The organism is Chloroflexota bacterium (genome assembly GCA_016219275.1).
In the GTDB taxonomy this organism is placed as follows: Bacteria; Chloroflexota; Anaerolineae; order UBA4142; family UBA4142; genus JACRBM01.
This window is the reverse complement of the sequence record JACRBM010000056.1, coordinates 25,716-49,290: the sequence shown is the minus strand read 5'-3', so window position 1 is coordinate 49,290 and position 23,575 is coordinate 25,716. Positions and strand designations below refer to the sequence as shown.

23 protein-coding genes and 2 tRNA genes are annotated in these 23,575 nt (G+C 57.3%); 6 read left to right on the top strand and 19 right to left on the bottom strand.

Annotated features, from left to right (window positions below):
* The 4 genes from HY868_14955 to HY868_14940 form a co-directional block, all read right to left on the bottom strand.
* Positions 1-951 carry a c-type cytochrome gene (locus HY868_14955; protein MBI5303430.1) on the bottom strand — a complete coding sequence of 317 codons (951 nt, stop codon included), beginning with the start codon at positions 949-951 and terminating at the stop codon, positions 1-3.
* Between the two features lie 64 nt (positions 952-1,015).
* Positions 1,016-1,447: an SRPBCC family protein gene (locus HY868_14950; GenBank protein ID MBI5303429.1), complete on the bottom strand. Its 432-nt coding sequence runs from the start codon at positions 1,445-1,447 to the stop codon at positions 1,016-1,018.
* Positions 1,448-1,483: 36 nt separating this feature from the next.
* Positions 1,484-1,903, bottom strand: coding sequence for a BphX family protein (gene bphX, locus HY868_14945; protein MBI5303428.1), 420 nt, complete (start codon positions 1,901-1,903; stop codon positions 1,484-1,486).
* Positions 1,904-1,933: 30 nt separating this feature from the next.
* A complete protein-coding gene (locus HY868_14940; protein ID MBI5303427.1) occupies positions 1,934-2,143 on the bottom strand; it encodes a hypothetical protein in 210 nt (69 codons plus the stop codon).
* A 161-nt stretch (positions 2,144-2,304) separates the two neighbouring features.
* Here HY868_14940 and HY868_14935 point away from each other — a divergent pair, with 161 nt between their 5' ends.
* The gene (locus HY868_14935) at positions 2,305-5,316 is read left to right on the top strand and encodes a tetratricopeptide repeat protein (GenBank protein MBI5303426.1); all 3,012 of its coding nucleotides are present in this window, start codon (positions 2,305-2,307) and stop codon (positions 5,314-5,316) included.
* Positions 5,317-5,373: 57 nt separating this feature from the next.
* On the opposite strand, the gene HY868_14930 is transcribed toward HY868_14935, so the two are convergent.
* The 12 genes from HY868_14930 to HY868_14875 form a co-directional block, all read right to left on the bottom strand.
* Positions 5,374-6,495 (bottom strand): PD40 domain-containing protein, encoded by a 1,122-nt coding sequence (locus tag HY868_14930; protein MBI5303425.1) that lies wholly within the window; start codon positions 6,493-6,495, stop codon positions 5,374-5,376.
* Positions 6,496-6,569: 74 nt separating this feature from the next.
* Complete coding sequence (locus HY868_14925) at positions 6,570-8,141, bottom strand: PD40 domain-containing protein (GenBank protein ID MBI5303424.1); 1,572 nt, start codon at positions 8,139-8,141, stop codon at positions 6,570-6,572.
* A 182-nt stretch (positions 8,142-8,323) separates the two neighbouring features.
* Positions 8,324-10,756, bottom strand: a complete 2,433-nt coding sequence (locus tag HY868_14920) for a DNA translocase FtsK 4TM domain-containing protein (GenBank protein ID MBI5303423.1) — start codon at positions 10,754-10,756, stop codon at positions 8,324-8,326.
* Positions 10,757-10,886: 130 nt separating this feature from the next.
* Positions 10,887-11,777, bottom strand: coding sequence for a methyltransferase domain-containing protein (locus HY868_14915; GenBank protein MBI5303422.1), 891 nt, complete (start codon positions 11,775-11,777; stop codon positions 10,887-10,889).
* Positions 11,774-13,438, bottom strand: a complete 1,665-nt coding sequence (locus HY868_14910; protein ID MBI5303421.1) for a tetratricopeptide repeat protein — start codon at positions 13,436-13,438, stop codon at positions 11,774-11,776. Before HY868_14910 ends, HY868_14915 begins: the two co-directional genes overlap by 4 nt.
* A 93-nt stretch (positions 13,439-13,531) precedes the next feature.
* Complete coding sequence (locus tag HY868_14905) at positions 13,532-14,194, bottom strand: class I SAM-dependent methyltransferase (GenBank protein ID MBI5303420.1); 663 nt, start codon at positions 14,192-14,194, stop codon at positions 13,532-13,534.
* Positions 14,195-14,254: 60 nt separating this feature from the next.
* Positions 14,255-15,082 carry a DUF3473 domain-containing protein gene (locus HY868_14900; GenBank protein ID MBI5303419.1) on the bottom strand — a complete coding sequence of 276 codons (828 nt, stop codon included), beginning with the start codon at positions 15,080-15,082 and terminating at the stop codon, positions 14,255-14,257.
* Positions 15,060-15,389, bottom strand: a complete 330-nt coding sequence (locus tag HY868_14895; protein MBI5303418.1) for a peroxidase-related enzyme — start codon at positions 15,387-15,389, stop codon at positions 15,060-15,062. Before HY868_14895 ends, HY868_14900 begins: the two co-directional genes overlap by 23 nt.
* A 3-nt stretch (positions 15,390-15,392) precedes the next feature.
* Positions 15,393-15,635, bottom strand: a complete 243-nt coding sequence (locus tag HY868_14890) for a carboxymuconolactone decarboxylase family protein (GenBank protein ID MBI5303417.1) — start codon at positions 15,633-15,635, stop codon at positions 15,393-15,395.
* A gap of 9 nt (positions 15,636-15,644) precedes the next feature.
* On the bottom strand, positions 15,645-16,355 hold the full coding sequence (locus HY868_14885) for a VWA domain-containing protein (GenBank protein MBI5303416.1): 711 nt from the start codon (positions 16,353-16,355) through the stop codon (positions 15,645-15,647).
* A gap of 239 nt (positions 16,356-16,594) precedes the next feature.
* The gene (locus HY868_14880) at positions 16,595-17,686 is read right to left on the bottom strand and encodes an ATP-binding protein (GenBank protein MBI5303415.1); all 1,092 of its coding nucleotides are present in this window, start codon (positions 17,684-17,686) and stop codon (positions 16,595-16,597) included.
* Between the two features lie 147 nt (positions 17,687-17,833).
* A complete protein-coding gene (locus HY868_14875; GenBank protein ID MBI5303414.1) occupies positions 17,834-18,181 on the bottom strand; it encodes a TraR/DksA C4-type zinc finger protein in 348 nt (115 codons plus the stop codon).
* Positions 18,182-18,543: 362 nt separating this feature from the next.
* Between HY868_14875 and HY868_14870 the strand changes: the two genes are divergently transcribed.
* Both HY868_14870 and HY868_14865 read left to right on the top strand, forming a co-directional pair.
* A tRNA-Pro gene (locus tag HY868_14870) sits at positions 18,544-18,616 on the top strand.
* 8 nt (positions 18,617-18,624) lie between these two features.
* Positions 18,625-18,696, top strand: a tRNA-Gly gene (locus HY868_14865).
* A 392-nt stretch (positions 18,697-19,088) separates the two neighbouring features.
* On the opposite strand, the gene HY868_14860 is transcribed toward HY868_14865, so the two are convergent.
* Positions 19,089-19,565: an HNH endonuclease gene (locus HY868_14860; GenBank protein ID MBI5303413.1), complete on the bottom strand. Its 477-nt coding sequence runs from the start codon at positions 19,563-19,565 to the stop codon at positions 19,089-19,091.
* A 70-nt stretch (positions 19,566-19,635) separates the two neighbouring features.
* On the opposite strand from HY868_14860, the gene HY868_14855 reads away from it, so the two are divergent.
* From HY868_14855 to ssb, 3 genes are all read left to right on the top strand, one after another.
* Positions 19,636-19,875 carry a helix-turn-helix transcriptional regulator gene (locus HY868_14855; protein ID MBI5303412.1) on the top strand — a complete coding sequence of 80 codons (240 nt, stop codon included), beginning with the start codon at positions 19,636-19,638 and terminating at the stop codon, positions 19,873-19,875.
* Between the two features lie 38 nt (positions 19,876-19,913).
* Positions 19,914-21,065, top strand: a complete 1,152-nt coding sequence (locus tag HY868_14850; protein ID MBI5303411.1) for a M20 family metallopeptidase — start codon at positions 19,914-19,916, stop codon at positions 21,063-21,065.
* A 106-nt stretch (positions 21,066-21,171) separates the two neighbouring features.
* Positions 21,172-21,597 carry a single-stranded DNA-binding protein gene (ssb, locus tag HY868_14845; GenBank protein MBI5303410.1) on the top strand — a complete coding sequence of 142 codons (426 nt, stop codon included), beginning with the start codon at positions 21,172-21,174 and terminating at the stop codon, positions 21,595-21,597.
* A gap of 60 nt (positions 21,598-21,657) precedes the next feature.
* On the opposite strand, the gene HY868_14840 is transcribed toward ssb, so the two are convergent.
* Positions 21,658-22,143 carry an adenosine-specific kinase gene (locus tag HY868_14840; GenBank protein MBI5303409.1) on the bottom strand — a complete coding sequence of 162 codons (486 nt, stop codon included), beginning with the start codon at positions 22,141-22,143 and terminating at the stop codon, positions 21,658-21,660.
* 54 nt (positions 22,144-22,197) lie between these two features.
* Positions 22,198-23,433, bottom strand: a complete 1,236-nt coding sequence (locus HY868_14835; protein MBI5303408.1) for a LysM peptidoglycan-binding domain-containing M23 family metallopeptidase — start codon at positions 23,431-23,433, stop codon at positions 22,198-22,200.
* Between the last annotated feature and the right edge of the window lie 142 nt (positions 23,434-23,575).

The following is a 23,575-nucleotide window of genomic DNA, read 5'->3' as shown; positions in this document are numbered from 1 at the left end:
CTATTTTACTTTGACGTACTCGTACAACGCGCTTAAATCCTGGTCATCCATGCGCGACGCGTTCTTCCACGGCATTTTCAAGTCGTTGCCGTTGGGACGTTTGCCAGTCCGCATCATTTGAACGAATTGCTCGCGTGTCAATGCCGCGGAGTAGGGACGCGCATTGGGCACACCCTCCGGTTGCGCCGGATTCGGCGGACTGCCGGTCATGTCGGGACCGTGACACCCGCGACACTCGCCGAACGTCGCGACGTACTTGCCGTACTCGGCGTTGACGCCTTTTGCCGGCGCGCTGATCGCGTTTTTGTTGATCGGATCGGGATTCGGAAACATTCCCGCGCCAAAGAGAATCGCGCCAAGCAGATTGACGTCGTCGCCACCTTGTGGTGTGCCTTCCGCCGCCGGCTGAGACCGCAGAAACGCGATGAGTGCTTTGGTGTCGTCGTCGCTCAATTGGCGGTACGGCATCAACGACATCATAATCAACAGCGTGCCATCTTTGCCATAGCCGTGTCGAAGCGCGCGGAACAATTCGCCGTCGGTGCGATCTTTCAACACACCGCCTGGCGTGATATTCGAAGCGACCACTGAGCCGATTGGCATCGGAATTTCCGAGGCAATGTCAACACCGCCGGTGAGCGGAAACTCTTCCTTGTTCCCATGACAACCGGCGCAACCGATGTACGCGATGTACTTGCCGCGCGCGATTTGTTCCGGCGTCCCTTCGACTCTGAGATTCGGCGCGGGTTCGGACGTCGGCACGTACTTCATCGCCACGCCTTTGCCGGCGACGAAGACGATCAGCGCGAGAACGAGCGTGAGCAATCCCGCGAACAACACGCCGGGAATTTTCACGAGCCAGCGTTTTGCGCGCGCGGCGCGAATCGTAAGCCACGCGAACAAGACGACGAACGCGACGAGAATTAAAAGGTAGATCAGGTTGAGAATCATATGTCCCTCCTTCTTTGTGAGACCTTCGAGGTCTCGCAGACCTCGAAGGTCTTTGAATTGTTGTTTACTGTTCGAGTAACTCTTTCAACGTCTTGAGCGATTGCGCGAACTGTCCCTCGATTTGCTTGACGAGCAAGCCCTCGGCGAGTTTGAAAAATCCGCCCGGCTCTGCATCGGCATATTGCGTCACAGCTGTGCCGTTGCCCTCGGCGCGAAAAGTAATTCCACCCGAAACCGGGAAGGGACCATTGACCGATTTCCATTCGTATCGCCGTGGCGGATCCCACGCGGTAATCTCGCCGCTCGTATCCATCTTTTGACCGACAATCTGTTGCACCCAGACGTACGTGGTGCCAACGCCGCGTGGAGCATTCGACGTGATGCGCGCTTCGACGATCCCGGCTTGCCACTCGACGGCTTTGCTAAAATCCGTCACAAAGGTAAAGACCTGATCAATCGGGCGATTGATGGTGATGCTTGTTTCGATATGTTTCATTTGAACTCCTCCTGATGGGCAAATTAGAAATTTGCCTTACGCAGTTTGTGCCGACGCTTCTCGCGCGAACATCGCGCCGGTAACGATGATGATGAAATGGATGACGATGAAAACGAGATAGCTCATCACGTCGTATCCTCGCGTGATCCAGTACGCATCCCCTACAACACCATGAAGGAATTCGAGCAAGACCGCGAACCAGACGACGCTGATGTGCTTCAATGGATTGCGCGATGCCCACAACAAGAAAATCGCGGTTCCCAACACGTCCATCACGAAAACGAACCACGCGTCCGCAAATCCTCGGGCGGCGAGCGTGTTGCCAGTCAGCGGTGGCGGCAACAAATCTTTGTACATCTGAAGTTGGGTATCGAAAATCGTAACTCCCAGATTCATCAGCGTCAGAAGCAGATAGAACGCGCCGACGATGCGAAACCACCATTGTAACTTTTTCACGAACATACCTCCTTCCATTTGATCATGATTTCATGCAGACGAATGATTGATCGTTTCATTTTGATTGACTTGCTCCATCGCCTCCTTTAGGAACGCGATCAGCGCGTCCAGATTCGCCATTCCAATCCGCTCGCCAGTGTGCGGGTCTTCGAGACTGAATCGCCAGACGGGCGGCTCGCCTTCCGCCCACAAACGAAGCAGAAACGAGCGATACGTTCGCGGTTTGGACTGAATGGACATAAGTCTCTTGACGTGCGCTTTCTCTCGTGTTATTCTGACCCTAGTTTAACAAACCATCGTGAGTACATCGTGAGTCGGGTAATTGGAAGTTGGAGATTGGAAGTTAGAGGTTAGACATGGCTCCACCTTCCACCCTCCACCCTCCAACTTCCAATTTCCAAATGCTAGCAACTTTGCAGATTCGGCTTTTTGGTGGATTGCGCGTCACGTTCGACGGCAAGCCGATCACTGGCTTTTACTCGAACAAAGCGCCCGCGCTCCTCGCGTACCTCGCCATCACGCGCCGCGCGCCGACACGCGATTCCCTCGCCGCGCTTTTGTGGGGCGAGATGAGCGACGCCGACGCCAAGACGAATCTGCGCCAGTGCCTCACGAATCTCCGCAAACTCCTCGAACCGCACCTCCTCATCACGCGCGATACCGTCGAATTCAATTTCGACGCGCCGTACGCGCTCGACATCGAGCTGTTCGAACAAAAACTCCGCGCCCAAGATTTGAGCGCGGCAGTCGAACTCTACACCGGCGATTTTCTCGACGGCGTGTTCGTGCGCGATGCGCCCGAGTTCGAAGAATGGATGCTCGCGCAACGCGCGCGCCTGCGCGACCTCGCGCTTCAAACGATGAGCGCGCTCGTGACGCAACATGCCGCGCGCGGCGATAACGCGCGCGGCATCGAGTACGCGACGCGTTTGATCGCGCTCGATCCCTGGCGCGAAGAAACGCATCGCGATTTGATGCTGATGCTCGCGCGCACCGGTCAACGCAGTGTCGCGCTCCAACAGTACGAAGTGTGCAAACGCGAACTGCGCGAACAGATGGATGTCGAGCCATCGGCGGAAACGACCGCGCTGTACGAACGCATTCGCGCGGCGGGGGATGCCACGCGTCATAACTTGCCCGCGCAACCCACCTCATTCATCGGTCGCACAAAAGAACTTGCCAACATCGAGACGCGTTTGCTCCAGCGCGATTGCCGGTTGCTCACGCTCCTCGGCACGGGCGGTGTTGGCAAAACACGACTCGCGCTTGAAGCGGCGGAACGCGCGTTGAAAATCGGCGCGTTTCTCTATGGCGTGTTTTTCGTTCCACTCGCGGGAGTGAATTCGCCCGACCGGTTGGTCGCCGCGATGGCAGACACGTGTGGTTTTACTTTCACCGGCAAGCAAGACCCCAAAACGCAACTCGCCAATTTCCTGCGCGAAAAAGAGACGCTCTTCGTTCTCGACAATTTCGAGCATTTGCTCGACGCGGCGACCTGGCTAGCCCAGTTGCAAAGTGACGCGCCGCACGTGAAACTACTCATTACGTCGCGCGAGCGATTGAATGTGCGCGCCGAGTGGCTGATCGCGATTGAAGGGCTTGACTATCCGGATTTTCGGTCGGACACAACCGCGCCAATAGAAATCCAAAATCGAAAATGGGCGGCGGTGGAATTGTTCGTCGAACGCGCGCGCCAGGTGCGCGGGGATTTGGAAACGAGCGACGCGCTGTGGACGAGCGTCGCGCGCGTGTGCCAACTGGTCGAGGGGTTGCCGCTGGGGATCGAACTGGCGGCGGCGTGGACGCAAACGCACACCTGCGATGACATCGCGCACGCGATCGCGCGCGGGTATGCGTTTCTCGCGACGACTGCACGCGATGTACCCGAACGACAACGCAGTTTGCGGGCGGTGTTCGATTACTCGTGGCGTTTGTTGTCCGAGCACGAACGCGCGGTGATGGCGCGTCTGTCCGTGTTTCGGGGTGGATTCACGCGCGAGGCGGCGGAGTGGGTGGCGGGCGCGTCGCTGACGACCCTGACCGCGCTCGTAGACCAGTCACTCGTGCGAAGCAGCGCGGGGCGATACGGGCTGCACCAAGTTGTGCGAGAATACGCGGCGGAGAAGCTGGGTGCGTCGGTTGACGCGGAAGCAGCGGTGCGTGATCGGCATGGCGAGTACTTGGCGACGTTCTTGGCGCAACTCGCCGCGCCGATCCAAGGCGCGAACCAAAAAGACGCGCTGAACCAGGTCGGCGGCGAAATGGATAACGTGAATGCCGCGTGGCAGTGGATGATCGCGCGGCGACGCGCGGACTGGGTCGAGTCCAGTTTCGTGAGTCTCGGATATTTCTACGAAATCAAAAGTCGGTTCCAAGAAGGGCTTGCCGCCTTTCAGCAAGCCGCCGCGGCGTTTGCCGGCGCAAGCGAACCTGCCCAGCAGAAACTCTATGCCAAATTGCTCATTCCCCAAATGAGTTTTCTGATTCGCCTCGATCGCTACGCGGAGGCGCGCGCGGTCGGATATACGTGCTTGACTATTTTGCGCGATACGGACGCGCAGACCGAATTCGCGCGCGCGGTCAATAACCTGGGTCACATCACCTATCGGTTGGGGAATCTCGGCGAAGCCAAACAGTTTATGCAAGAGAGCGTGGCATTGACGCGCGCGGGCGGCAATCTGCGTATGTTGTCGGTGGCGTTGAACAATCTCGGCGCGGTCACGCTGGCGCGCGGCGAATACGCGGAGGCGCGTCAAGTGTTCGAGGAATGTTTGACGATCAAGCGGCAATTGGGCGACCAGAGAAGTATCGCCAATACGCTCGACAACCTGGGAATTATCGCGCGGGAGCAAAAGGATTTCGCGCTTGCGCGAGAATTTCATCAGGAAAGTCTGGCGATTTACCAATCGCTCGACGACCAACGCGGCGCGCAGACCGCGTTGAATAACCTGGGCGCGCTGGCTTTTCGTGAAGGACATTGCGCGGAGGCGCGGCAATTCTTGCGGCAAAGTTTGAGCATGGGCAGCGCGGATTCACACCGCGGGATCATCGCCGGTTTCACTCTCCTGCGTCTCGGCGCGGTGGCGTGCGCGCTCGGCGATTATGCGGAGGCGCGGCAACATTTGCGCGATGCGCTGGACACCGCCGTCGCGATCAACGCCGTTCCGCTCGCGTTACTCGTGTGCGCCGAGTTCGGCGCGTTGTGGCACGCCGAAGGAAACAGCGCAGGAGCCGTCGAAATCATTGCCTTGGTCGCCGCGCATGCAAGCAGCGAACAGGAAGCGCGTGATCGCGCACAGAGTTTGCTGGGCGCGATTGCGCCGCGTCTGAAAAGCACCGCCTTCACTGCCGCGCAAGCACGCGGGCGCGCGCGCCAACTTGAAGAGGTCAGCGCGGAAATTTTGCGCGGATGAAGATGGATGCCGGGAAAAAACTCAGGGGCAGGTCTTGCTGACCTGCCCCTGGGATTTCTAGCGTGTCCAAACTGGGTGATCGCCCCCAGCCAGTTGGCGCACATGCGCGCCGTTGATGTCCATAATGAAAATGCTCGTCCCCGAATTGTTGTTCGAGGCGAACGCGATCCAGTTGCCATCCGGCGACCAGGTCGGCGAGAAATCGTTGCTGGTGCTGGGTCGCACACGACGCAAGCCACTGCCATCGGCGTTCATCACGTAGATTTGGCCGCGACCATCGCGCGTCGAGGTGAACGCGATCAGTTTACCGTCCGGGCTGAACACGGGCGTCGTGTCGTCCGCCGGATGATCGGTCAGCCGGCGCAATTGCTTGCCGTCCGGATAGTTGGTGAAAATGTCGCTCGCCCCGCTCGTGTTCGCAGCAAAGACCATCAAGTTAGTTTTCGACCAGGACATGCCGCCGCGGAATTGCGCGCCGGCAAGTTCAGCCGGCATCGGCACATCCTCGCGATTTTTGCCGTCTTCGTCAATCATACTGATAAACCAACCATTCGTCGCTTGACGAATCATCGCGAGGCGTTTGAAATCGGGCGACCACGATGGACTGGAGAGACCGATGTCCGATGTAATGTCGCGCGTATTGCCGGCGGTGTCGCGCAGACGCAACACATTCACCGCGCCGGGTTGGGCGGCGAACACGTACGCGAATTTGGCGTTCCCGGTCGAGAATTCGCCGAGGCGCGCGTTCGTGCCAAAATTATCCAACGTCAAGTCCATCCCGGAACCGGCGGAGAGGTAGGGCGTCACCGCGCCAGAGTTCGGGTCAACATGGAACAGTCGGCTCTGAGCATCTGTGATCGCATGATACACGATCGTGCCGGTCGGCGGCGACACCGGGCGCGCGGTGGGTTGGGGCGGTACGGTCGGCACCGATCCGACCGGGACTGGCGTGCGTGTGGGCGGGAGTGACGTCGCCGTTGGCGGCGCGGTCGTCGCGGTTGCCGCGCGCGTGGGCGTACTCGTCGGCACGACGCGTGTCGCGGTCGGCGGTAACGCGGTTGGCAATGGCGCGAGCGTAGGCGAAGGAATCGGCGTCGGCGTGGGCGGCGCGCCGCAGGCGGTCGCTAACCAAACCACTGCCACGAGAGCGAGGGTCGTCAAAACGAAACGTGTTTTCATCGTCCATCCTTTCCATTCACAGATGCGAACCGCATTATACCAAATTTGTCGAAATCACAAAATCGTCTCGACTGCTAACGCGACCATACCGGATGTTGTCCGGGGCTTGACGTTAACTGGGTTACATTCCCGCCGCGCAAATCCATCATAAAGATATTCGTCGAGTTGTTGCGCGTGGACGCGAATGCAAGCCAGTTGCCATCGGGCGACCAGGACGGTGAAAAGTCTGGCACGGTACTCTGGCTCACGCGCCGAACGCCGGAACCATCCGCGTTCATCACATAGATTTGCGCTCGACCATCGCGTTTAGAAGTGAACGCGATCAATTTGCCGTCGGGGCTAAACGCCGGGGTCGAATCGTCGGCGGGGTTGTTCGTGATGTTGCGGAAGCCGCCGCCATCGGGGTTGAGCACGTAGATATCATTTTCCCCGGTCGTGACCAAGCCGAGCGCGAGTTGCCCTTTCGACGACCAGCTCAAACCACCGCGGAATTGCTCGCCCTGGGAATTGCTTTTGACATCACACCATTGTTGCTTGTCGGACGAACACGGCGTACCGTCCGCGTTCACGATCAGCACGTTCCATCCTCTTTTGTCTGCCGCGAGTCGGACGAACGCGATTTGCTTGCCGTCGGGCGACCACGTTGGACTGGACAGACCGCCGCCGGCGGGTGCGGAATACAATCCCGTATGCGTGTCGAGCCGCGGGTCGTAGACGCGCAACGCATTCGTCTCGCCGAGACCGCGCGTCGCGATGTACGCAATCTTGCTATTGTCCGGCGACCATGCCATCATCGCGGCGTTGGTGTTGACAATATCCAACACCGGACCGACGTCGTAAAATGGTCGGACGGTTTTCGTTTGCACATCTACAGTCGAAACGCGATCCACTCCGTTATCGTTGAACTGAAACAGGATGAACCCTTTGGGCGCAGGCGGACGCGTTGCGGTTGCGGTCGCGCGCGCGATGGGTGTGGTGGCGGCACGTGATGGCGCTGCGGCGGCGACTGGAGTAGGTGTTACCGGTGTTGTCGAAATAATTTGGTCGCCTTGCAAACGATAACTGCGCGTCGCCGCAAGCGTCGGGCAACACAGCGGGTCTTTGGGACCATGCACGATCAGATCGAGCGCGACCTCGCTGCCTTGAATCGCCGCGGCTTTGAGCTGAACGCGATCACCCAACGCGAACGATGCGACCGGCTTGGGCGTGCCGCGCTCATTGACGACCGCGTACAAATCGTGAAAGACGCCAGTGCCGCCGGTGTTCGTTGCGATTACGACTGCCGCGTCCGGCACTCCATCGCCATTCAAGTCGCCCGTCGCAAATACGTCGAGCATCTTCATCGTCGTTTTGGCGTTGGTCTTGGCTTGCTTTTCTTCGTACGCGCCATCAACTAATTTTGCTTTTTTGTTCGCGGGATACTCGCTTGGGTACTCGGCATTTTTGAGGACGTTCAACGACAATGGCACTGGTGTGGGCGTCGCCGTCGGGGTGATGGTCGGCGGTAGCGGCGTTGCCGTCGGAGCGAAGGTGGGCAACGCGGTTGGCGAAGCAAGTGGCTTTGGCGTCGGGGTTGGCGATCCACACGCCACGGCGATGAGCGCGAGCGATGCGAGCGCAAGTAAAACCAAGACGCGGGTTTTCATCAATTAGCTCCTTGAATTTTAATTCCAATAAAATCGAACCGCAGAGTGATCTCGGGACACCGACACGTGCGATGGCTTCGGCGTTCCGCTTCTCTGCGGGCTGAGCAGCGCGCTGAATTGGAGCGCGGCAAAAACTATAACACAATTTTTGAAATAGCACAAAAATTAGTCGAGGCGCCGGGTCAGCCCTTGTCCAACTCCTCCCAGTCTTCCTCCGTGAAATCGGCGAACGGATCGTTTTCCTCTTCAAACGTGCGACGCGAGGCGGGCGTGGTTTTTTGCGCGCGTGGCAGCGATTCATTCGTGTCGGGCGCGCGCACCGAACGACCTTTCGTCGGACCTTCGTCCGGTCCCACAAATCCTTTTTCTTCGAGCAGTTCCATCAAGCGCGCGGCGCGCGAATAGCCGATACGTAGTTTGCGCTGCAATAACGAAATGGACGCGCGATTATTTTGTTGTAACACGTCCATCGCCTGCGGCAACAAATCGTCATCGCCGGAGGGCGTCTTTGGTTTGGGCGCGACCTCGCCCCACAACGTGACCTGCTCGTACCCTTCACTGGGAGTAGTCGTTGGCGATGTCGGCAACGGCGGCGGCGTGAAATCCTTCCAAAAGGAAACTAATTTTTCGAGTTCGCGGTCGGAGACAAAGCATCCTTGCAAGCGCACCAACTTGGACGAGTCGCTCGCCATGTACAACATATCGCCGCGACCCAGTAATTTTTCCGCGCCGGGCGTGTCGAGCACGACGCGCGAATCAATCTGGCTCGTCACCGCGAACGAAATACGCGAGGGAAAGTTCGCCTTGATCAACCCGGTCACCACGTCCACCGATGGACGTTGCGTCGCGAGAATCAAGTGAATGCCCGTCGCGCGCGCCATCTGCGCGAGCCGCGTGATCGTGTGCTCGACTTGATCGGGAGCGACCATCATCAAGTCCGCGAGCTCGTCCACGATGACGATGAGGAACGGCAGTTTTTCTTCGTCTGGTTTGCCTTCGACAATCTGATTATAAATTTCGATGTTGCGCGCGCCTCTGCTCTGGAACAACTTGAAGCGACGATCCATTTCCTTGACGGTGTTTTCGAGCGCGGCAACCGCTTGATCCATCTCGACGACGACCGGCAAGAGCAGATGCGGAATGCCGTTAAAGTTCACCAACTCGACGCGCTTGGGGTCTACCATCACAAAGCGCACATCGGCAGGCGTGGTCGTGCACAGCAACCCGGCGATGACCGCGTTTACACAAACGGATTTACCGGAACCGGTCGCGCCGGCGATGAGCAAGTGTGGCATGGATTCGAGATTCGCGCACACTGGTTGTCCCGCCACATCTTGACCCAGCGCGATCCGCAACTTGGTTTTCTTTTCGAGATTCTTGAACACGTCCGATTCCATCACGCCGCGCAAACTGACGCGCGCAATCTGCGAGTTCGGCACTTCGATGCCGACGACGCTGCGACCTGGCACCGGCGCTTCGATGCGAATCGGCGCGGCGGCAAGTGCGAGTTCGAGATCGTGTTGCAACGCGCTGATGCGACTGACCTTGACCTTGACGCGATGCACTTTGCCGTCCACACCTTTTTGCTCGACGAATCCTGGCTCGACGCCGAACTGTGTGATCGTCGGACCCTGGTTCACTTCAATCACTTTGGCGGGCACGCCGAAATGTTGCAAGGTCTCTTCGATGCGATGCACGCGTTCGCGAATCTCGTGCTGGTTCATGTCGGACTCGATGCTCTCTTCGAGCATCCCGCTCCACTCCGGCAAACGCCACTCGCGTTGAATGATCGGCGTGGGCGCGTCGGACGCGGCAATCGCGGGTGGAACCGGTTCGGCAGGCGCGTTGCCGCCAATGATGCGCGCGGCGACGGGACCGCGCGGCGGCGCGGGCGGCTCGACCGGCGCGGGTGATTCGCGTCGCGGTTCCAGGTCGCGCGGCGTGACAAACGGCGCGGAGGGACGCGGGCGCGGACTGATCGTCGGGAGCGGCGGTTGCGTCGCTCGCGGTTCCGCCGGTCTGCGACTCAACTCTTGCGGCAAATGGGGAATGATGCGCGCGACGTACAAAATGCGGCGACCCAGTTCGGGGAGCGAAATGTTAAAAAGGAGAATCAGCGCCACGCCGATAGACGCGGTCATTGCCAACGCCGCGCCAATCGCGCCGAGCGCGGAGATGAGGAGCGACGCAATCGTCCAGCCAAGCATTCCGCCGCCGGCAAACGCGCGCGGCTCTTTCATCGGATTGTCGAACGCGACCGCCCAATGCAATACCGCGAGCACGAACACGTAAAGCACGCCCACGCCCAGCGGACGTTCCCAGCCGATATTCCAGGTATGATCAATCGCGTCGAGAAACATCCAGATGCTTAACGCGATCAAAATGAACGGCGTAAAGTACACGCCCCAGCCGAGCAGAGTCCGCAAGGTGCCAACCCACAACTCGACCAGGAATCCACCGCTCAAGTTCAGCGCGCCGGCGAACGTGAGCAACGCGAGGATGAACACGCCAATCGCGCCAATCTCTTCCCAACGATCGGCGTCGAGACGAAAGACGGGCTTGGGTGGTTTCGGTTCTTCTTTTGTTTTTGCGCGTGCAGATTTTTTCTCAGCCATGATGGAACATTTGTATTATACAACAAAATTCGGAAAAGAGGTAGAGAGTACGCGGAAAATCTTACCACAGAGATCACAGAGGACACCGAGTTTTTATTTTCTCTGTGTGCTCTGTGATCTCCGTGGTGAATCATTTGAAATCTGCAATGCCATCCACGATGGGATAGGCGCGTCCGCACGCGCGGCAGGTGAGCGCGTCGCGTGTTTCTGCAAGGTTGGTCGCGTGACACGCGACGCAACGCCACAACCCAGGATTGAGTGCGGGCGACCCAGGTTTGCGCGATTCCGCGCGGAGAAAAATACTGGGCGCAAGTTGGAGCCGTGCGAGGGGGACTTGGAGCGCGCCATCGAGCCAAGCCAGGAGGCGCGCGGGGACGAGCCGTTTGAGCGCAGGGACACGCAACATGGAAACCGCGCGTTGGTCGCGCGCGATAAAATTCACCGCGCGTAAATGCTCGACGATGTAGCGCGGATGAAAATCAAAGTTGAGTTTGACGAACTCGTATGGCTCAAGCGCGAATGGATTCGGCGCGCGACGTGTGAGCGCGTAACGTAGTAGCGTCTTCAGATGGCGTTTGTTCGCGTGTTCTAGAACATACGTTCCATTCGGTCGCACTGCACGCGCGATTTCACTGAACGCGCGCGGCACATCCACGACGTGATGCAACACGCGAATCGTCAGCGCGGTGTCGAGCGCGTTATCTGCGAACGGCAAGTTGTAGAGATCGGCGGCGACGAAAATAAAGCGCGATGCGTGATGCGTAAATCGTGAATCCTGGGTCAATCGTTCGCGCGCTTGCTGCAACATCGTGCGCGCGTAATCCATCAGGATGATTTGATCGTACCCGAGATAATAATCGGCGAGCCGACCGAACCCCGCGCCAATTTCGCAGAGCCGCGTGCCGCGCGGCGGCAACAGCGCGCGTAGAGCGATGCGTTCGGCGAGGTCTTCGTAATCGCGCCCGCGCCAGAACTCGGTGCGCCAGGGAGAGTTTTCGTAGGAACAAATCGGAGTCGTCACAGCGTCGTCAACAATCCTTTCGCTTCCGCATCACCCAGTTCGCTTGCCTTTTGCAGATCGCGCCGCGCCGCAACCAAGTCGCCTTTTACCTTGTAGCTTTTTCCGCGCTCGCGATGGTACGCGGCGACCTGGGGATCGAATTGAATCGCGTGACTAAAATCATCGCGCGCACGTGTCGCGTCGCCTTGATCGCGGTAAACGAGACCGCGCACAAAATATGCGGCAGCATACTTGGCGTCGAGTTCAAGCGCGCGCGAACAGTCCGCGATAGCGCGCGGGTAATCTGTCTTGCGATAGTGAACGCGCCCGCGGCACTGAAAGTACGTCGCCAGATTCTTCGGCTTGAGCTGAATACCTTGATCCAAATCCGCCAACGCGCGGTCGAAATTTTTCTGGTCCTCGTAGCAAAACGAACGCGAAAGATAATACGACGCGTGTTTGGGATCCATCTTGATCGCGCGATCAAAATCGGCGAGGGCGTGGTCGTACTCGTTTTTCGCGTAATAACTCATGCCACGTCCCGCGAGCATGTCGGCGTTCGATTCCATCTGCAAGCCGCGCGTAAAGTACGCAATCGCCAAATCGTACTTGCCTTGATTGTAATAATCCCAGCCCGTCGCCTGGAACTCGGCTACGTTCATCGTACCCAAGTGCCCGGCTTCCCAACCATCTGCCAACGCCTTTTTCCAATCCCCGGCGTTGCGATACGCCTTGCCGCGCGCCTGATAAAATTCAGAATGCGTTGGATCGAGTTCAATCGCGCGAGTGTGATCGGCAATCGCGCGTGCGTAATCGCCCGTGCCACTGGAAAAGCGTTGATTGTTTTGGCACACGCCGCGATTGTTGTAGTACAACGCGTTGCTGGGATCGAGTTCAATTGCGCGATTGAAATCGTTCAGCGCCGCGTCGTAATCGGGGTTCTTACCGTTGGTGTTTTTGATCGCGCGTTCGTGATACGCCAGCGCGATCCTGGTTTTGAGTTTCGGGTCGTCGTCGTACGCGAGAAATTTTTCTCCCAGCGAAACCACATAGTTCCATTCCTGGTTCTTCTCCGCCGTTTCCAGATCGGCGCGCAATTTCGCGCGAACCTCATCCAGTCGTGCGACCGGCTCGCTTCGCGTGGTCTTCTTGGCGATTGGCGGTTTGACTTTGCGCGTCGGTTTGCGCTCGACCGGTTTCTTTGCAGTCCGGGGTTTTGCCTTCGGGGCTGGCTCGACAATCGAAGCCGCTTCGGTCCCGCGCAAGACATTGAGACCGGCGAGCAAGTCCTTGAACGCGTCGGGGTAACGATTGAAAAAGGAAATGTAGAGGAGCGGTTTGAGGAGCGGAGGCAAATTCTTGGCGCAATCTTCGGCGAGAACTGGAATGAGCAACGGTCGTCCGCCGCGCCCGGCTTCGCCGCTGAGCATGAGCGCGGCGTTAATTTCGCGCTCGCACCATTTCGATTTGAGTGACGCGGACGAGAGAATGGGGATGTACACGTCGCACGTTTCCAAGCCGCGATTGATCTGGGCGGGGATGTTGTCGCCGGGCTTGACCGAGTACACGTCGAGGAAACCATCGAAGCCATGCGCGCGTAAATCGCGCGTGAGTTTGAGCGTAAATTCGTTATCGTGCCACGAATGGGTGATGAAAAAACGGACTGGCTGTTGTTCTGCCATAGAACCGCCTTTATATTTATGTAAATGTTTCACGTGCAACGTATACCACAATCGGGCTTGTTTTCCCGTGCGGTTGTGGACACAAGTACATTCTTATGTGTCACGTGAAACATAACCGGTGACGCACCACAATTGCCCGATACGTTCCATCTCATACCGCCCAAATCCGGCACCCTTCATCAACTCATCCACGCGTGCGCGGCTGTAAAAGTACACCGGCACCCGCTTGAGCGCGAGCCGCACTTTGCGAACCGGCGCGCGCCACGTCTCCAACATCGGCAAAGTCACAATCGCGCGGTCGGTCGCAACCTGGCGCATCTTGGCGAGTACCGGCAACGCATCGCGAATGTAATCGAACAAGCCGATGCCAATCACCACGTCGAATTTTTCGCGCGGCGCGTACGCGAGGAGATCGCTGTGCGCCCATTCGCACCGATCACTGACACCCAGGGTTTGCGCGCGTTCGCGGCACACATCGAGCATGTTCGCCGCGATGTCAATCCCGACGACGCGCACCGCACCGCGCCTTGCATATTCGAGCGCGTAGCGTCCAGTGCCGCAACCCACTTCGAGAAACGCGCGCCCGGCAATCGGCTCGCTGTGCGCCATCGTGTAATCGAACCGCGCGTACATATCCCAGCGAAACGTCGCGTCCACCCAATTATCGAATTTGCTCTTGCGATGCGAGTAGATCGAATCGAAATCCGTGACCGTGCGGTCCCAGTATTTTTTTTGCGTCTCCAGTTCCTGGCTCATAGAATCCTTTATGGGACGCGGACGAGCGCGGACGAGCGCGGATAAAAAATAAAATCCGCGTTAGTCCGCGTTAGTCCGCGTCCCATTCAAAATTTCCTTAATCGGCGCGAACTCGAACTCGGACAGCAATCGGTCGAGCCGCCGTGCAGTCTGATCGAGGTTGAAATAGTGGCGGAACGCTTTCGAGCGTGACAGGTTTCGGCGCGGCTGGTCGGGGTCGAACTCCCAGGGGTGCAGGTAGAAAATTACCGGGCGTCCAGCGCGATTGACCTGGCGCATCAAGTACGTCGTCAGCGCGTACGGGAACACGCGAAAATAGCCGCCGCCACTGCACGGCACGCGCTTGCCCGCGATCTCCGCGACGCTCATCGGGACCTCGGTCAGCGCACCGCGTTGGTGAATCACGAGCGGCGCGTCGCCGATGCCGTAATCGGGATGACCGCTGATCGGAAAGATGGACGAGTCGTACGCGATGCCGAGCTTGGCAAGAATGTCGAGTGCCCACAGCGTTTTGCGCGTGATCGTGAACGACGGCGCGCGATAACCGATGATTTTTTGCGAAACGCACGCGCGCGTCACGCGCAATGCGTTCGCCAAGTCCTGCTCGAACGCGTCCGGCGTCATCTCGGTCAGCAGCGTGTGCGAGTACCCGTGCGTCGCGATTTCGTGTTCCGCCGATTCGATTTCGCGCAGGAGGTCGGGCACGCGCGCGGCGACCCAGCCGAGCACAAAGAACGTCGCGCGCGTGTTGTGCTTGGCGAGCACGTCGAGTACGCGCCGCGTATTCGCGACAACGCGCAATTCTTGTTTGTCCCAATCTTCGATCTTGATATTCAGGTTGTACGCGCAAAACCAATCTTCGAGGTCAATGCTGATCGCGTTCTTCATTCGCGCGAATTTCCTTCCATTTTTCCGGCTCGACACGCACACCCAGCCCGTCGGCGATGCGATTCACATACGCAAAATAACCCACGATCTGTGCGATGTCGAGGATATCCGTGTCGGTAAATCCCACGTCGCGCAGGGCTTGGACATCATTCTCAACCATTGCCCAGGGTTCGCGTGTAAGTTTTGTCGAATAATCAAGCATCGCGCGGTCGCGCGGCGATAAAGGCGCAGTGCGATAATCGTCTTTGAGTTGTGCGACGAGTTTGGGTTTGTGCGTGAGGCGGCGAAGACCTTCGCCGTGATGCACGGTTCAGTACTCGCAATGATTGAGCGCGGAAACGACCGTGCCGATCATTTCGCGCTGAATGCGCGACAGTCCCGACTTGCCGTACATCAATGTCCGATAAACCACGAGATGCGCGTTGAGCGACGCTGGATTCAGGGAGTGAACCTTGAGGATGTGATCAATACCCCAACCTGATGTTTCCCGTTTGTACATCTCGGCGAGTTCGCCGCGCGCATCCGCCTCGTCAATCATCTGAATCCACGCCATCACAAAACCTCACTTGGAAATAACCTTCATCTCCTCGCGCACACGCGCGTACAACTCTTCCGCGCGCAACTGCTTGAGCGTGTAACACGGTCCGCCGAGGTCGTCGGCGAGCGTCGCGGCAAGCCCACGATCAAACGCTTCGTGCTCGGTGTTGATGACGACCGAACGTAAGTCTGCTTTCTTGAGCATCGTCGCGACGCGATGCGCTTCCTCTTGCGGCGGCAGATCCGTCATCGAAACATTGCCCGCGCCATCGGTCACGATAATCATCAACGGCATCACTTCGCGATCTTTCGCGCGCTCCCGCACGAGGACTTGGTGCGCGAGCAACAAGCCCGCGCTCAACGGCGTCTTGCCGCCGACCGGAATATCTTTCAATGCTTTCTCGGCGAGATCAACCGACGAGGTGGGCGGCAGGACGAGTCGCGCATCTTCTTTCTGAAACACGACCAAGCCAACGCGATCGCGTTTTTGGTACGCGTCAATCAGCAAGGACATGATCGCACCCTTAGTCGCGATCATGCGCTCCGCCGCCGCCATAGACCAGGACGCGTCCACGACGAACAAGATCAAATTCGCGGCGCGGCGCACGCGCACTTTGCGCATCAAGTCCTGGGATTCAATCGCGATCGCGGTGTTCTTTTTCACGCGGCGAATTTGAAACGGTGCGGCTTGGCGAAACGTCGCGTCGAACGCGAGGTCTGTTTTCGTGCCGGTCATCGGTCGCGCGGAAATGTAACGCCCGCGCTTGCGCTCGGTGCGCGTGCGCGAGCGTTTACCCGCGACCTTGCGCGGGAGTTTGTCGAGGGGAGTTTGGAGTTTCTTGGGGCGAAACGCTTTGCCGATGTCGGTGTGATGATCGGCGGGGCGCGGCGTCGGTTTGCCCGGCTCGTGCCCCTGTCCTTGCACCGATTGTTCGCTCGGCTCGGGCGGCGGCGAGTCCGCCGATTGCTCACCGGCTACGCTGGCTTTTTTTTTACATCACGCGCTTGGTCGCTCTTTTGCGCTTGATTCGCCAGACCTTGCTTGGATTGATCGAGCCGTTTTTCGAGTTGCTCCATTCGCAACTCGACTTCTTGGAACGCGCGCCGTTTCATGCGATGCGGCAACGCGAGTTCCGCCGCGAGCAAAATATCTTCTTCGTTGATTTGATCGCGTCCAATGAACGCGGCGTGTGCGCGCGCGGATTTTAGAATCACGAGGTCGGCGCGGTGCCCGTCCACTTCCAAGCCGGCGGAGAGTTCGGCAATCGCGTACAAATCGGGTTGCGAATGTTTGACCGAAGGAAGTGTGTGCCGCGCCGTGTCAATTTCCTTCGAGAGTTTTTCTTCGGCGACGCACCACTCGTTGCAAAAGCCAACGGGGTCGGTTTCGAACGCGAGGCGGCGCTCGATAATTTCGACGCGCGCGTCCGCGTCGCTGATGCCTTTGATTTCGACGGACAAGCCAAAGCGGTCGAGCAACTGCGGACGCAGTTCGCCTTCTTCCGGATTCATCGTACCGACGAGAACGAATTGCGCGGGATGTTGAAACGAAATACCTTCGCGCTCGACGACGTTCACGCCCATCGCCGCGCTGTCGAGCAACAGGTCAACGACGTGATCGTCGAGCAAGTTCACTTCGTCCACGTACAAAATTCCGCGATTCGCGTTGGCGAGCACACCTGGCTCGAATTTCTTTTCGCCTTTTTTGATCGCGGTCTCGATGTCGAGCGTACCGACGACGCGGTCTTCGGTCGCGCTAACCGGCAAGTCCACGAGACGCACGCGTCGTTTCGCGATGGGCAGCTCTTCGCCGCGCGCGACGCGTTCGCGACAATTATCGCACAAGCGATCGTGTTCGTACGGATTGCAACTGAACGGACAATCCGCGACGACGCTGATTTGTGGGAGCAACGCGGCGAGGGCGCGCACCGCGGTGGATTTCGCGGTGCCGCGTTCGCCGCGCACGAGCACGCCGCCGATCAACGGATTGATCGCGTTGAGCACGAGTGCGCGTTTCATTTTATCTTGGTTGACGATGGCAGTGAAAGGAAAAATCGGTTGAGCCATTTTATATCTCGCAATAAGATCGCATCGTTGCGTCGCGTGTATTATATGCCAATCGTATCATCGCGCAAACGCGTTTTATAAAACGCGTAGGGGCGAGGTCACCTCGCCCCTACGTAATTCAACAAGAACATTTGTTCTTTTGATTTCTTACCGCATCGCCGCACGCCGCGCCGCGCGTTCAACCTCGCTCTTGCACTTGATGCACAGTGTTGTCTCCGGCATCGCGGCGAGACGCGCCGGATCAATCGCGTTGCCGCAGCGTTCGCAGATACCGTACTTGCCCTTTTTCGCGTTCTGCAACACGCGATCAATCTCTTCGATTTTCTGTTCAAGATGTTTCACGAGCGCGAGATTCTTTTCGCGTTCGTACACCGCGAGGTCCACTTCATCGCCCGTTGACTCGGGTTCAGTTTTGAGATACTCGCGGAGACGATTTAATTCCTCACGAACCAGTGCGCGCTCCTTCTCTAGCTTTTTGCGTTCGATATCGTTCATGTGGTTTCGCTTGACCATGTCGGTTGCCCCTCACAATAAAGGTGGGATACGGAAATTGGCGCATTTTATAACACAACTTGCGACGCGCGTCAAAAGCAAAAACACACGCGGCGAGACTGCATCCCGGCGCGTGTATTTTTCGCGTACGGATAACCCAAACAAAGATCGGACGATCAACCACAGATGAACACGGATAAACGCGGATAGAAATAATCTGTGTTCACCTGTGTTTATCTGTGGTTCATGTAAGGTTACGAGCAGACACTAAAAACTTTGCCCAGACTTTTCCTATCAGGCATAAAGAACTCAAATCTGTACCGTTTGACGATTCCCCAGAATTCGCATATACTTGCGCGCGATGACGGGGCGTGGCGCAGTTGGTAGCGCGCATCGTTTGGGACGATGAGGCCGTTGGTTCAAGTCCAATCGCCCCGACAGACCATGCGGGAGTAATTCAATGGCAGAATGCCACCCTTCCAAGGTGGACGTTGCGAGTTCGAACCTCGTCTCCCGCTCTTTCAAACGACGGAGGACGGATGACGAATGACGGATCGCTTCCGTCCTCCGTCGTTCGTCTTCCGTCTTGCTTGGGGGCCCGTAGCTCAAGGGCAGAGCAGCTCCCTCATACAAAGTGTGCGTCGCTTGAGAAATCTTGCGAATGTTAGTGGCCAAATTCGGGGAAACCTAAAAGTGAAGACTCATGGTCATCCCGAGCCAAGCCGACCACAAGTCGGAAGGTGTAGAGACTAGACGGTCACCACCTAAAACGCGCAAGCGTCATGGCGAAGGTATAGTCCAGGGAGCCGGGAAACCGACACAAACCAGAAGGAGTTGGTTGCTGGTTCGAATCCAGCCGGGCCCATCGTGACAAGAAAAAGGGAGCCGCGTTCGTAGCGCTCCCGTTTTCTTATCGTAGTTTCAACTGTTCTGATTTCAACAAGCCATGATCAAACTCCCAATGACAGTTGGGACACAACGCGACCAGATTGTCCAGTGAGTTGATCACAGAAATCGGTGTATGTTCCGAAAATTCCTGGATAGATTTGATGTGACAGATTTCGATATGTTTTGAGTATCCACAAACGACGCACTGGCTTGGGCGATCCGACGTGTAATATGCTTTACGCGCAAGTTGACGAATCCGGGCATGGAAGTCCAAGGAAGATCGCACAAATCCGAATGTTCGTTTACTCCAATCTACTCCATTCTTGGGACTGCAATCCTCACAAAACTTGCGCCGGTACTCTGCCACACCACCGCATTTTTCACACCGGAATTGTTTCCGATCGCGTTTAGGAAACTGTTTGTTGTTGTACTGAGCAGCACAAGATCGGCTACAAAATTTCGGGTTCGCTGTTTCAACACCACAATTGAGGCAAATCATCGTGTTTCCTTATTGTCTCTAATAGAGACAATGATAACACATCTCGAAGAAATGTCAATCGTTTACTTGAATGAAGACAAAAAGATTCGGTGGAAAATTACGTATTTTGCGTACACAACGCAAAATGACATTGCAAGAACTGGCTGCTGCACTGGGTTACACGACTCACAGTTATCTTTCCGAGATAGAGGTTGGCAAGAAACAGCCCACTGTCAATCTTGTGCTTGACATTGCAGAATTATTTCAAGTATCCACCGACGAGCTTCTAAAAGATAACCTAGAACCAAAACTTCGCAAAATTAAGAAATAAACAATCCCGGAAGGGATTATTCCTTTTGGAGCTGAAACATGACAGATTTTCTTGGTCAACTCACTACTGCTCTGCCGAATTATCTGCGCGATCTCGAAACGCTCGTCAACACCGATTGCGGCACGCACAACAAAGCCGGCGTGGACGCGATTGCGCGCGTCGTACACGAACGCGTGCGCGAGTTTGGCGCAGAGGTCGTCGAATTTCCGCAACCGCAGTACGGCGATTGTCTCTACGCGCGCTGGCGCGGCAAGGGCAACGCGCGGATCGTAATGATCGGACACATGGACACGGTGTACTCGGATGGCAAGACCAACGAGTTTCCATTTCGCCGCGTCGCCGGCAAAGCCCTGGGTTGCGGCGTGATTGACATGAAGTCTGGCTTGCTCAACGGCATCTATGCCGCGCACGCTATCGCGCAATCGGGATTCGAGAACTTTGGCGAGATCGGATTTTTCTTCAACAGCGAAGAAGAAGTCGGCTCGCCAGTGTCGAAAGAGTTGTACGCGCCAATCGTGCGCGGCGCAACTGCCGCGCTCGTTCTCGAAGGCGCACGCGAGAGCGGCGCGATTGTCAGCGCGCGTAAAGGTGTTGGTACGTACTGGGTCAAAGTGCGTGGCAAACCCGCGCACGCCGGCGTCGAACCGCAAAAAGGCGCGAATGCGATTTACACACTCGCCGAGCACATCGGCGCGCTGAAAAAACTCAATGGCTTGCTCCCAGACCTGACCGTGAACGTCGGCGTGATTCGCGGCGGCACGCGACCGAACGTCGTCGCGGAAACGGCGGAGGCGGAGATTGACGTGCGCTTTCCACGCACCTCCGACGTCGCGCCGTTCGAACAAGCGGTACGAGAAATCACCGCGCGCGAAATCGTCCCTGGGACGACGACCGAATTGAGCGGCGGACTCGCCAATCCGCCGATGGAGAAAACGGACGCGACCGCACACTTGGTCGCGCTCGCCAAAAACGCGGCGCACGACCTGGGATTCCAAATCGAAGACGTGATGACCGGCGGCGGATCGGACGGAAACTTTACCGCGTCATTCGGAACGCCGACACTCGACGGGCTGGGACCGCAAGGCGGCAATGGGCACAACGCGATGGAGGAGTACTTGCGTGTGGATTCTATCGTGCCGCGCGCGGCAATGCTCGCGAAATTGATCGTCGCGATTGCGAGTGAAAAATAAATTAGCCAAATCCACAACGCGTTTGCAATTAGAACAAATGTGTGGTATACTCTCGCCAACGATTTAACTTTACCCCGGTCAGTGTTTTGCATCCTAAGGAGGAAAAATGTATCAGAAGATTGTTCTGGTCGGGAATTTGGGGAATGACCCGGAAATGCGCTATACGCCCCAGGGCACTCCCGTTACCCGATTGTCCGTCGCAACGAGTCGCAAGTACAACACGGCGGATGGACAGCAAAAAGAAGAAACCGCGTGGTTTCGCGTCTCGGTGTTCGGCAAGCAAGCCGAAGCCTGTAACCAGTACTTGAGCAAGGGTCGTCAAGTTTTGGTCGAAGGGCACCTGACTGCCGACGAAAATGGCGGTCCGCGATTGTGGACCGGACAAGACGGTAAACCGCGCGCTTCGTTTGAAGTGTTCGCGGAGACCGTCCGCTTCCTTGGTAGTAAACGCGAGGGTGGCGCACCCGCCAGCACCGGTAGCACCGAAGTCGTCGCTCCCGAACCTGCCGCTGGCGAAGACTTGCCGTTCTAACCCGACCACAAAGATAATCACGAGTCGCTTGAAAAACCAAGCGACTCGTTTTTTTTCGCGTTACAACTTGTAGCCGAATTTTCGCAACAAGCTCTTGCGCCACTCGATGCCCGACGCGTCTTCGATGCCTTTTGATTTCACGCCATCAATCACACCGAGAATGCCGCGTCCCAGTTCCGTCTCCGCGAGAATGACCTCGACGGGATTCGCCGTCGCGCAAAAAATGTTGACGACCTCCGGCACGTTTTTGATCGCGTGCAAAACGTTGATCGGGAAAAAACCCGCGCCGAGAAACACGATGAACGAATGTCCCGCGCTCAACGCGAACGCGTTCTGCTTGGCAAGCTCGACGAGCGCAGGATCGTTGCCGCTCGCGCGCACGAGCGCGTGACCGGATGCCTCGCAAAACGCCAGACCGAACTTGATGCCCGGCACCGCCGTCACCAGCGCCTCGTGCATGTCCTCGACGGTCTTGATAAAGTGCGTTTGTCCGAGAATGAAATTCAACTCGCTCGGATTTTCAATTCGTACGCTCTTGAGTTCCATTCGCTCCTCCCGGATAACCTTGCGAAGGTTACAAAACTTTCGCAAGGTCGGCAATTACGGAATCACGCGCCGCGTCCATTCCATCGGGTCAACGTACTCGCCGTTGACCCACATACTCCAATGCAAATGCGGACCCGTCGAAAGTCCGGTGCTGCCGGCTTTGCCAATCAGCGCGCCAGCATTGACGAGTTGTCCCACCTTGACCGCGATTTCGGACATGTGATAGTACGCGCTGAACACGCCGAGACCATGATCTACGACGACCATGTTGCCGCGCACCTGGGTCAGTGCGGCGAACACAACCTTGCCGCGCGCATCCGAATAAATCGGATCGCCGAGCGACATCCGGAAATCCGTGCCTTCGTGTCCGCACGCACTCACGGGTCCGCCGTTGTACGAACGGCGTGTGCCAAAGTTTTCGGTGATCGCGGTGTACACCGGTTGGCGAAACGCGCCGCGCCACAAACGCGTCGGCGTGTGCTGATTGATGATCGTCGCGAGATCCGCCGCTTCGCGATTGACGAGCGTGGTGTTTTGCAAAATGCTCACGCCAGTCGGCGGCAACGTAATCGCGTTCACCGGAAACGCGGTCGCCGCGACATTGAGTTTGAGATTGTCGGTCGTCGGCTTGTTGTTCGCATCGGTCGTGACAATCGTTAGCGGCGCCTCGCCAAGTTTCGCGCAACGCGAAATGCCGAGCAATGCGTAATAATATCCGCCCGCGCGCGTAAATTTGAGCGGCTTGCTGTTCAACAGCCCGGTCGCGACGGTCAGGTCGGGACGCTCGACTTGAATCACAATCGTGCCGCCTTGCCGCGCGTGGAGCGGGTCCATCATCAGCCCTGGCTTGACGAGCGCAGGGTCGCTGGGAATCGCGATGCCTTGTCCTTCAGCAAGTAGATTCGGATTCGGAATGCCGTTCAGTTCGGCGAGCGCGCGTAGCCCGGTGCCGTAGCGCGACGCAATGCGCGCGAGTGTGTCGCCGGGCTGAACCGTGTACGAAATCGTGTTCGTCGCGGCAATCACCGCGGACGCGGGGCTATCGCTCGCGGGGATGAGCAATTTTTGTCCAACGACGATGATATCATTGTTGCCGAGTCCATTGAGTTTCTTGATTTCGGCAATCGAGGTTTTGAATTTGAGCGCGATCGCAAAGAGCGTGTCGCCACTTTGTACCACGTAGGTTTCTGGTCCGGCAGACGGCGGCGCGGCATCAACCTGTGCGGGTATGCCAAGAAAAACGAACGCGCTCAACACGAGGAGCGCAAACAGCCGTACATTCAAACGCATTCAACTTTCCTTTCGTCAACATTATAGCATCGTTTGAGCGCGGCGTAAAACAAAAATCCACGAAGAACACCTGGGTGTCTTTCGTGGAATGAAATAAAATCTATGTAATCAGTGAAATCAGTGGTTCTATTCCCGCTTGAAT

Coding starts and splice junctions, on each gene's coding strand:
- HY868_14955 (MBI5303430.1), bottom strand. CDS start 951: ATGATTCTCAACCTGATCTACCTTTTAATTCTCGTCGCGTTCGTCGTC.
- HY868_14950 (MBI5303429.1), bottom strand. CDS start 1,447: ATGAAACATATCGAAACAAGCATCACCATCAATCGCCCGATTGATCAG.
- HY868_14940 (MBI5303427.1), bottom strand. CDS start 2,143: ATGTCCATTCAGTCCAAACCGCGAACGTATCGCTCGTTTCTGCTTCGT.
- HY868_14935 (MBI5303426.1), top strand. CDS start 2,305: ATGCTAGCAACTTTGCAGATTCGGCTTTTTGGTGGATTGCGCGTCACG.
- HY868_14930 (MBI5303425.1), bottom strand. CDS start 6,495: ATGAAAACACGTTTCGTTTTGACGACCCTCGCTCTCGTGGCAGTGGTT.
- HY868_14925 (MBI5303424.1), bottom strand. CDS start 8,141: ATGAAAACCCGCGTCTTGGTTTTACTTGCGCTCGCATCGCTCGCGCTC.
- HY868_14920 (MBI5303423.1), bottom strand. CDS start 10,756: ATGGCTGAGAAAAAATCTGCACGCGCAAAAACAAAAGAAGAACCGAAA.
- HY868_14910 (MBI5303421.1), bottom strand. CDS start 13,438: ATGGCAGAACAACAGCCAGTCCGTTTTTTCATCACCCATTCGTGGCAC.
- HY868_14905 (MBI5303420.1), bottom strand. CDS start 14,194: ATGAGCCAGGAACTGGAGACGCAAAAAAAATACTGGGACCGCACGGTC.
- HY868_14900 (MBI5303419.1), bottom strand. CDS start 15,082: ATGAAGAACGCGATCAGCATTGACCTCGAAGATTGGTTTTGCGCGTAC.
- HY868_14890 (MBI5303417.1), bottom strand. CDS start 15,635: ATGGCGTGGATTCAGATGATTGACGAGGCGGATGCGCGCGGCGAACTC.
- HY868_14885 (MBI5303416.1), bottom strand. CDS start 16,355: ATGACCGGCACGAAAACAGACCTCGCGTTCGACGCGACGTTTCGCCAA.
- HY868_14880 (MBI5303415.1), bottom strand. CDS start 17,686: ATGGCTCAACCGATTTTTCCTTTCACTGCCATCGTCAACCAAGATAAA.
- HY868_14875 (MBI5303414.1), bottom strand. CDS start 18,181: ATGAACGATATCGAACGCAAAAAGCTAGAGAAGGAGCGCGCACTGGTT.
- HY868_14860 (MBI5303413.1), bottom strand. CDS start 19,565: ATGATTTGCCTCAATTGTGGTGTTGAAACAGCGAACCCGAAATTTTGT.
- HY868_14855 (MBI5303412.1), top strand. CDS start 19,636: ATGAAGACAAAAAGATTCGGTGGAAAATTACGTATTTTGCGTACACAA.
- HY868_14850 (MBI5303411.1), top strand. CDS start 19,914: ATGACAGATTTTCTTGGTCAACTCACTACTGCTCTGCCGAATTATCTG.
- ssb (MBI5303410.1), top strand. CDS start 21,172: ATGTATCAGAAGATTGTTCTGGTCGGGAATTTGGGGAATGACCCGGAA.
- HY868_14840 (MBI5303409.1), bottom strand. CDS start 22,143: ATGGAACTCAAGAGCGTACGAATTGAAAATCCGAGCGAGTTGAATTTC.
- HY868_14835 (MBI5303408.1), bottom strand. CDS start 23,433: ATGCGTTTGAATGTACGGCTGTTTGCGCTCCTCGTGTTGAGCGCGTTC.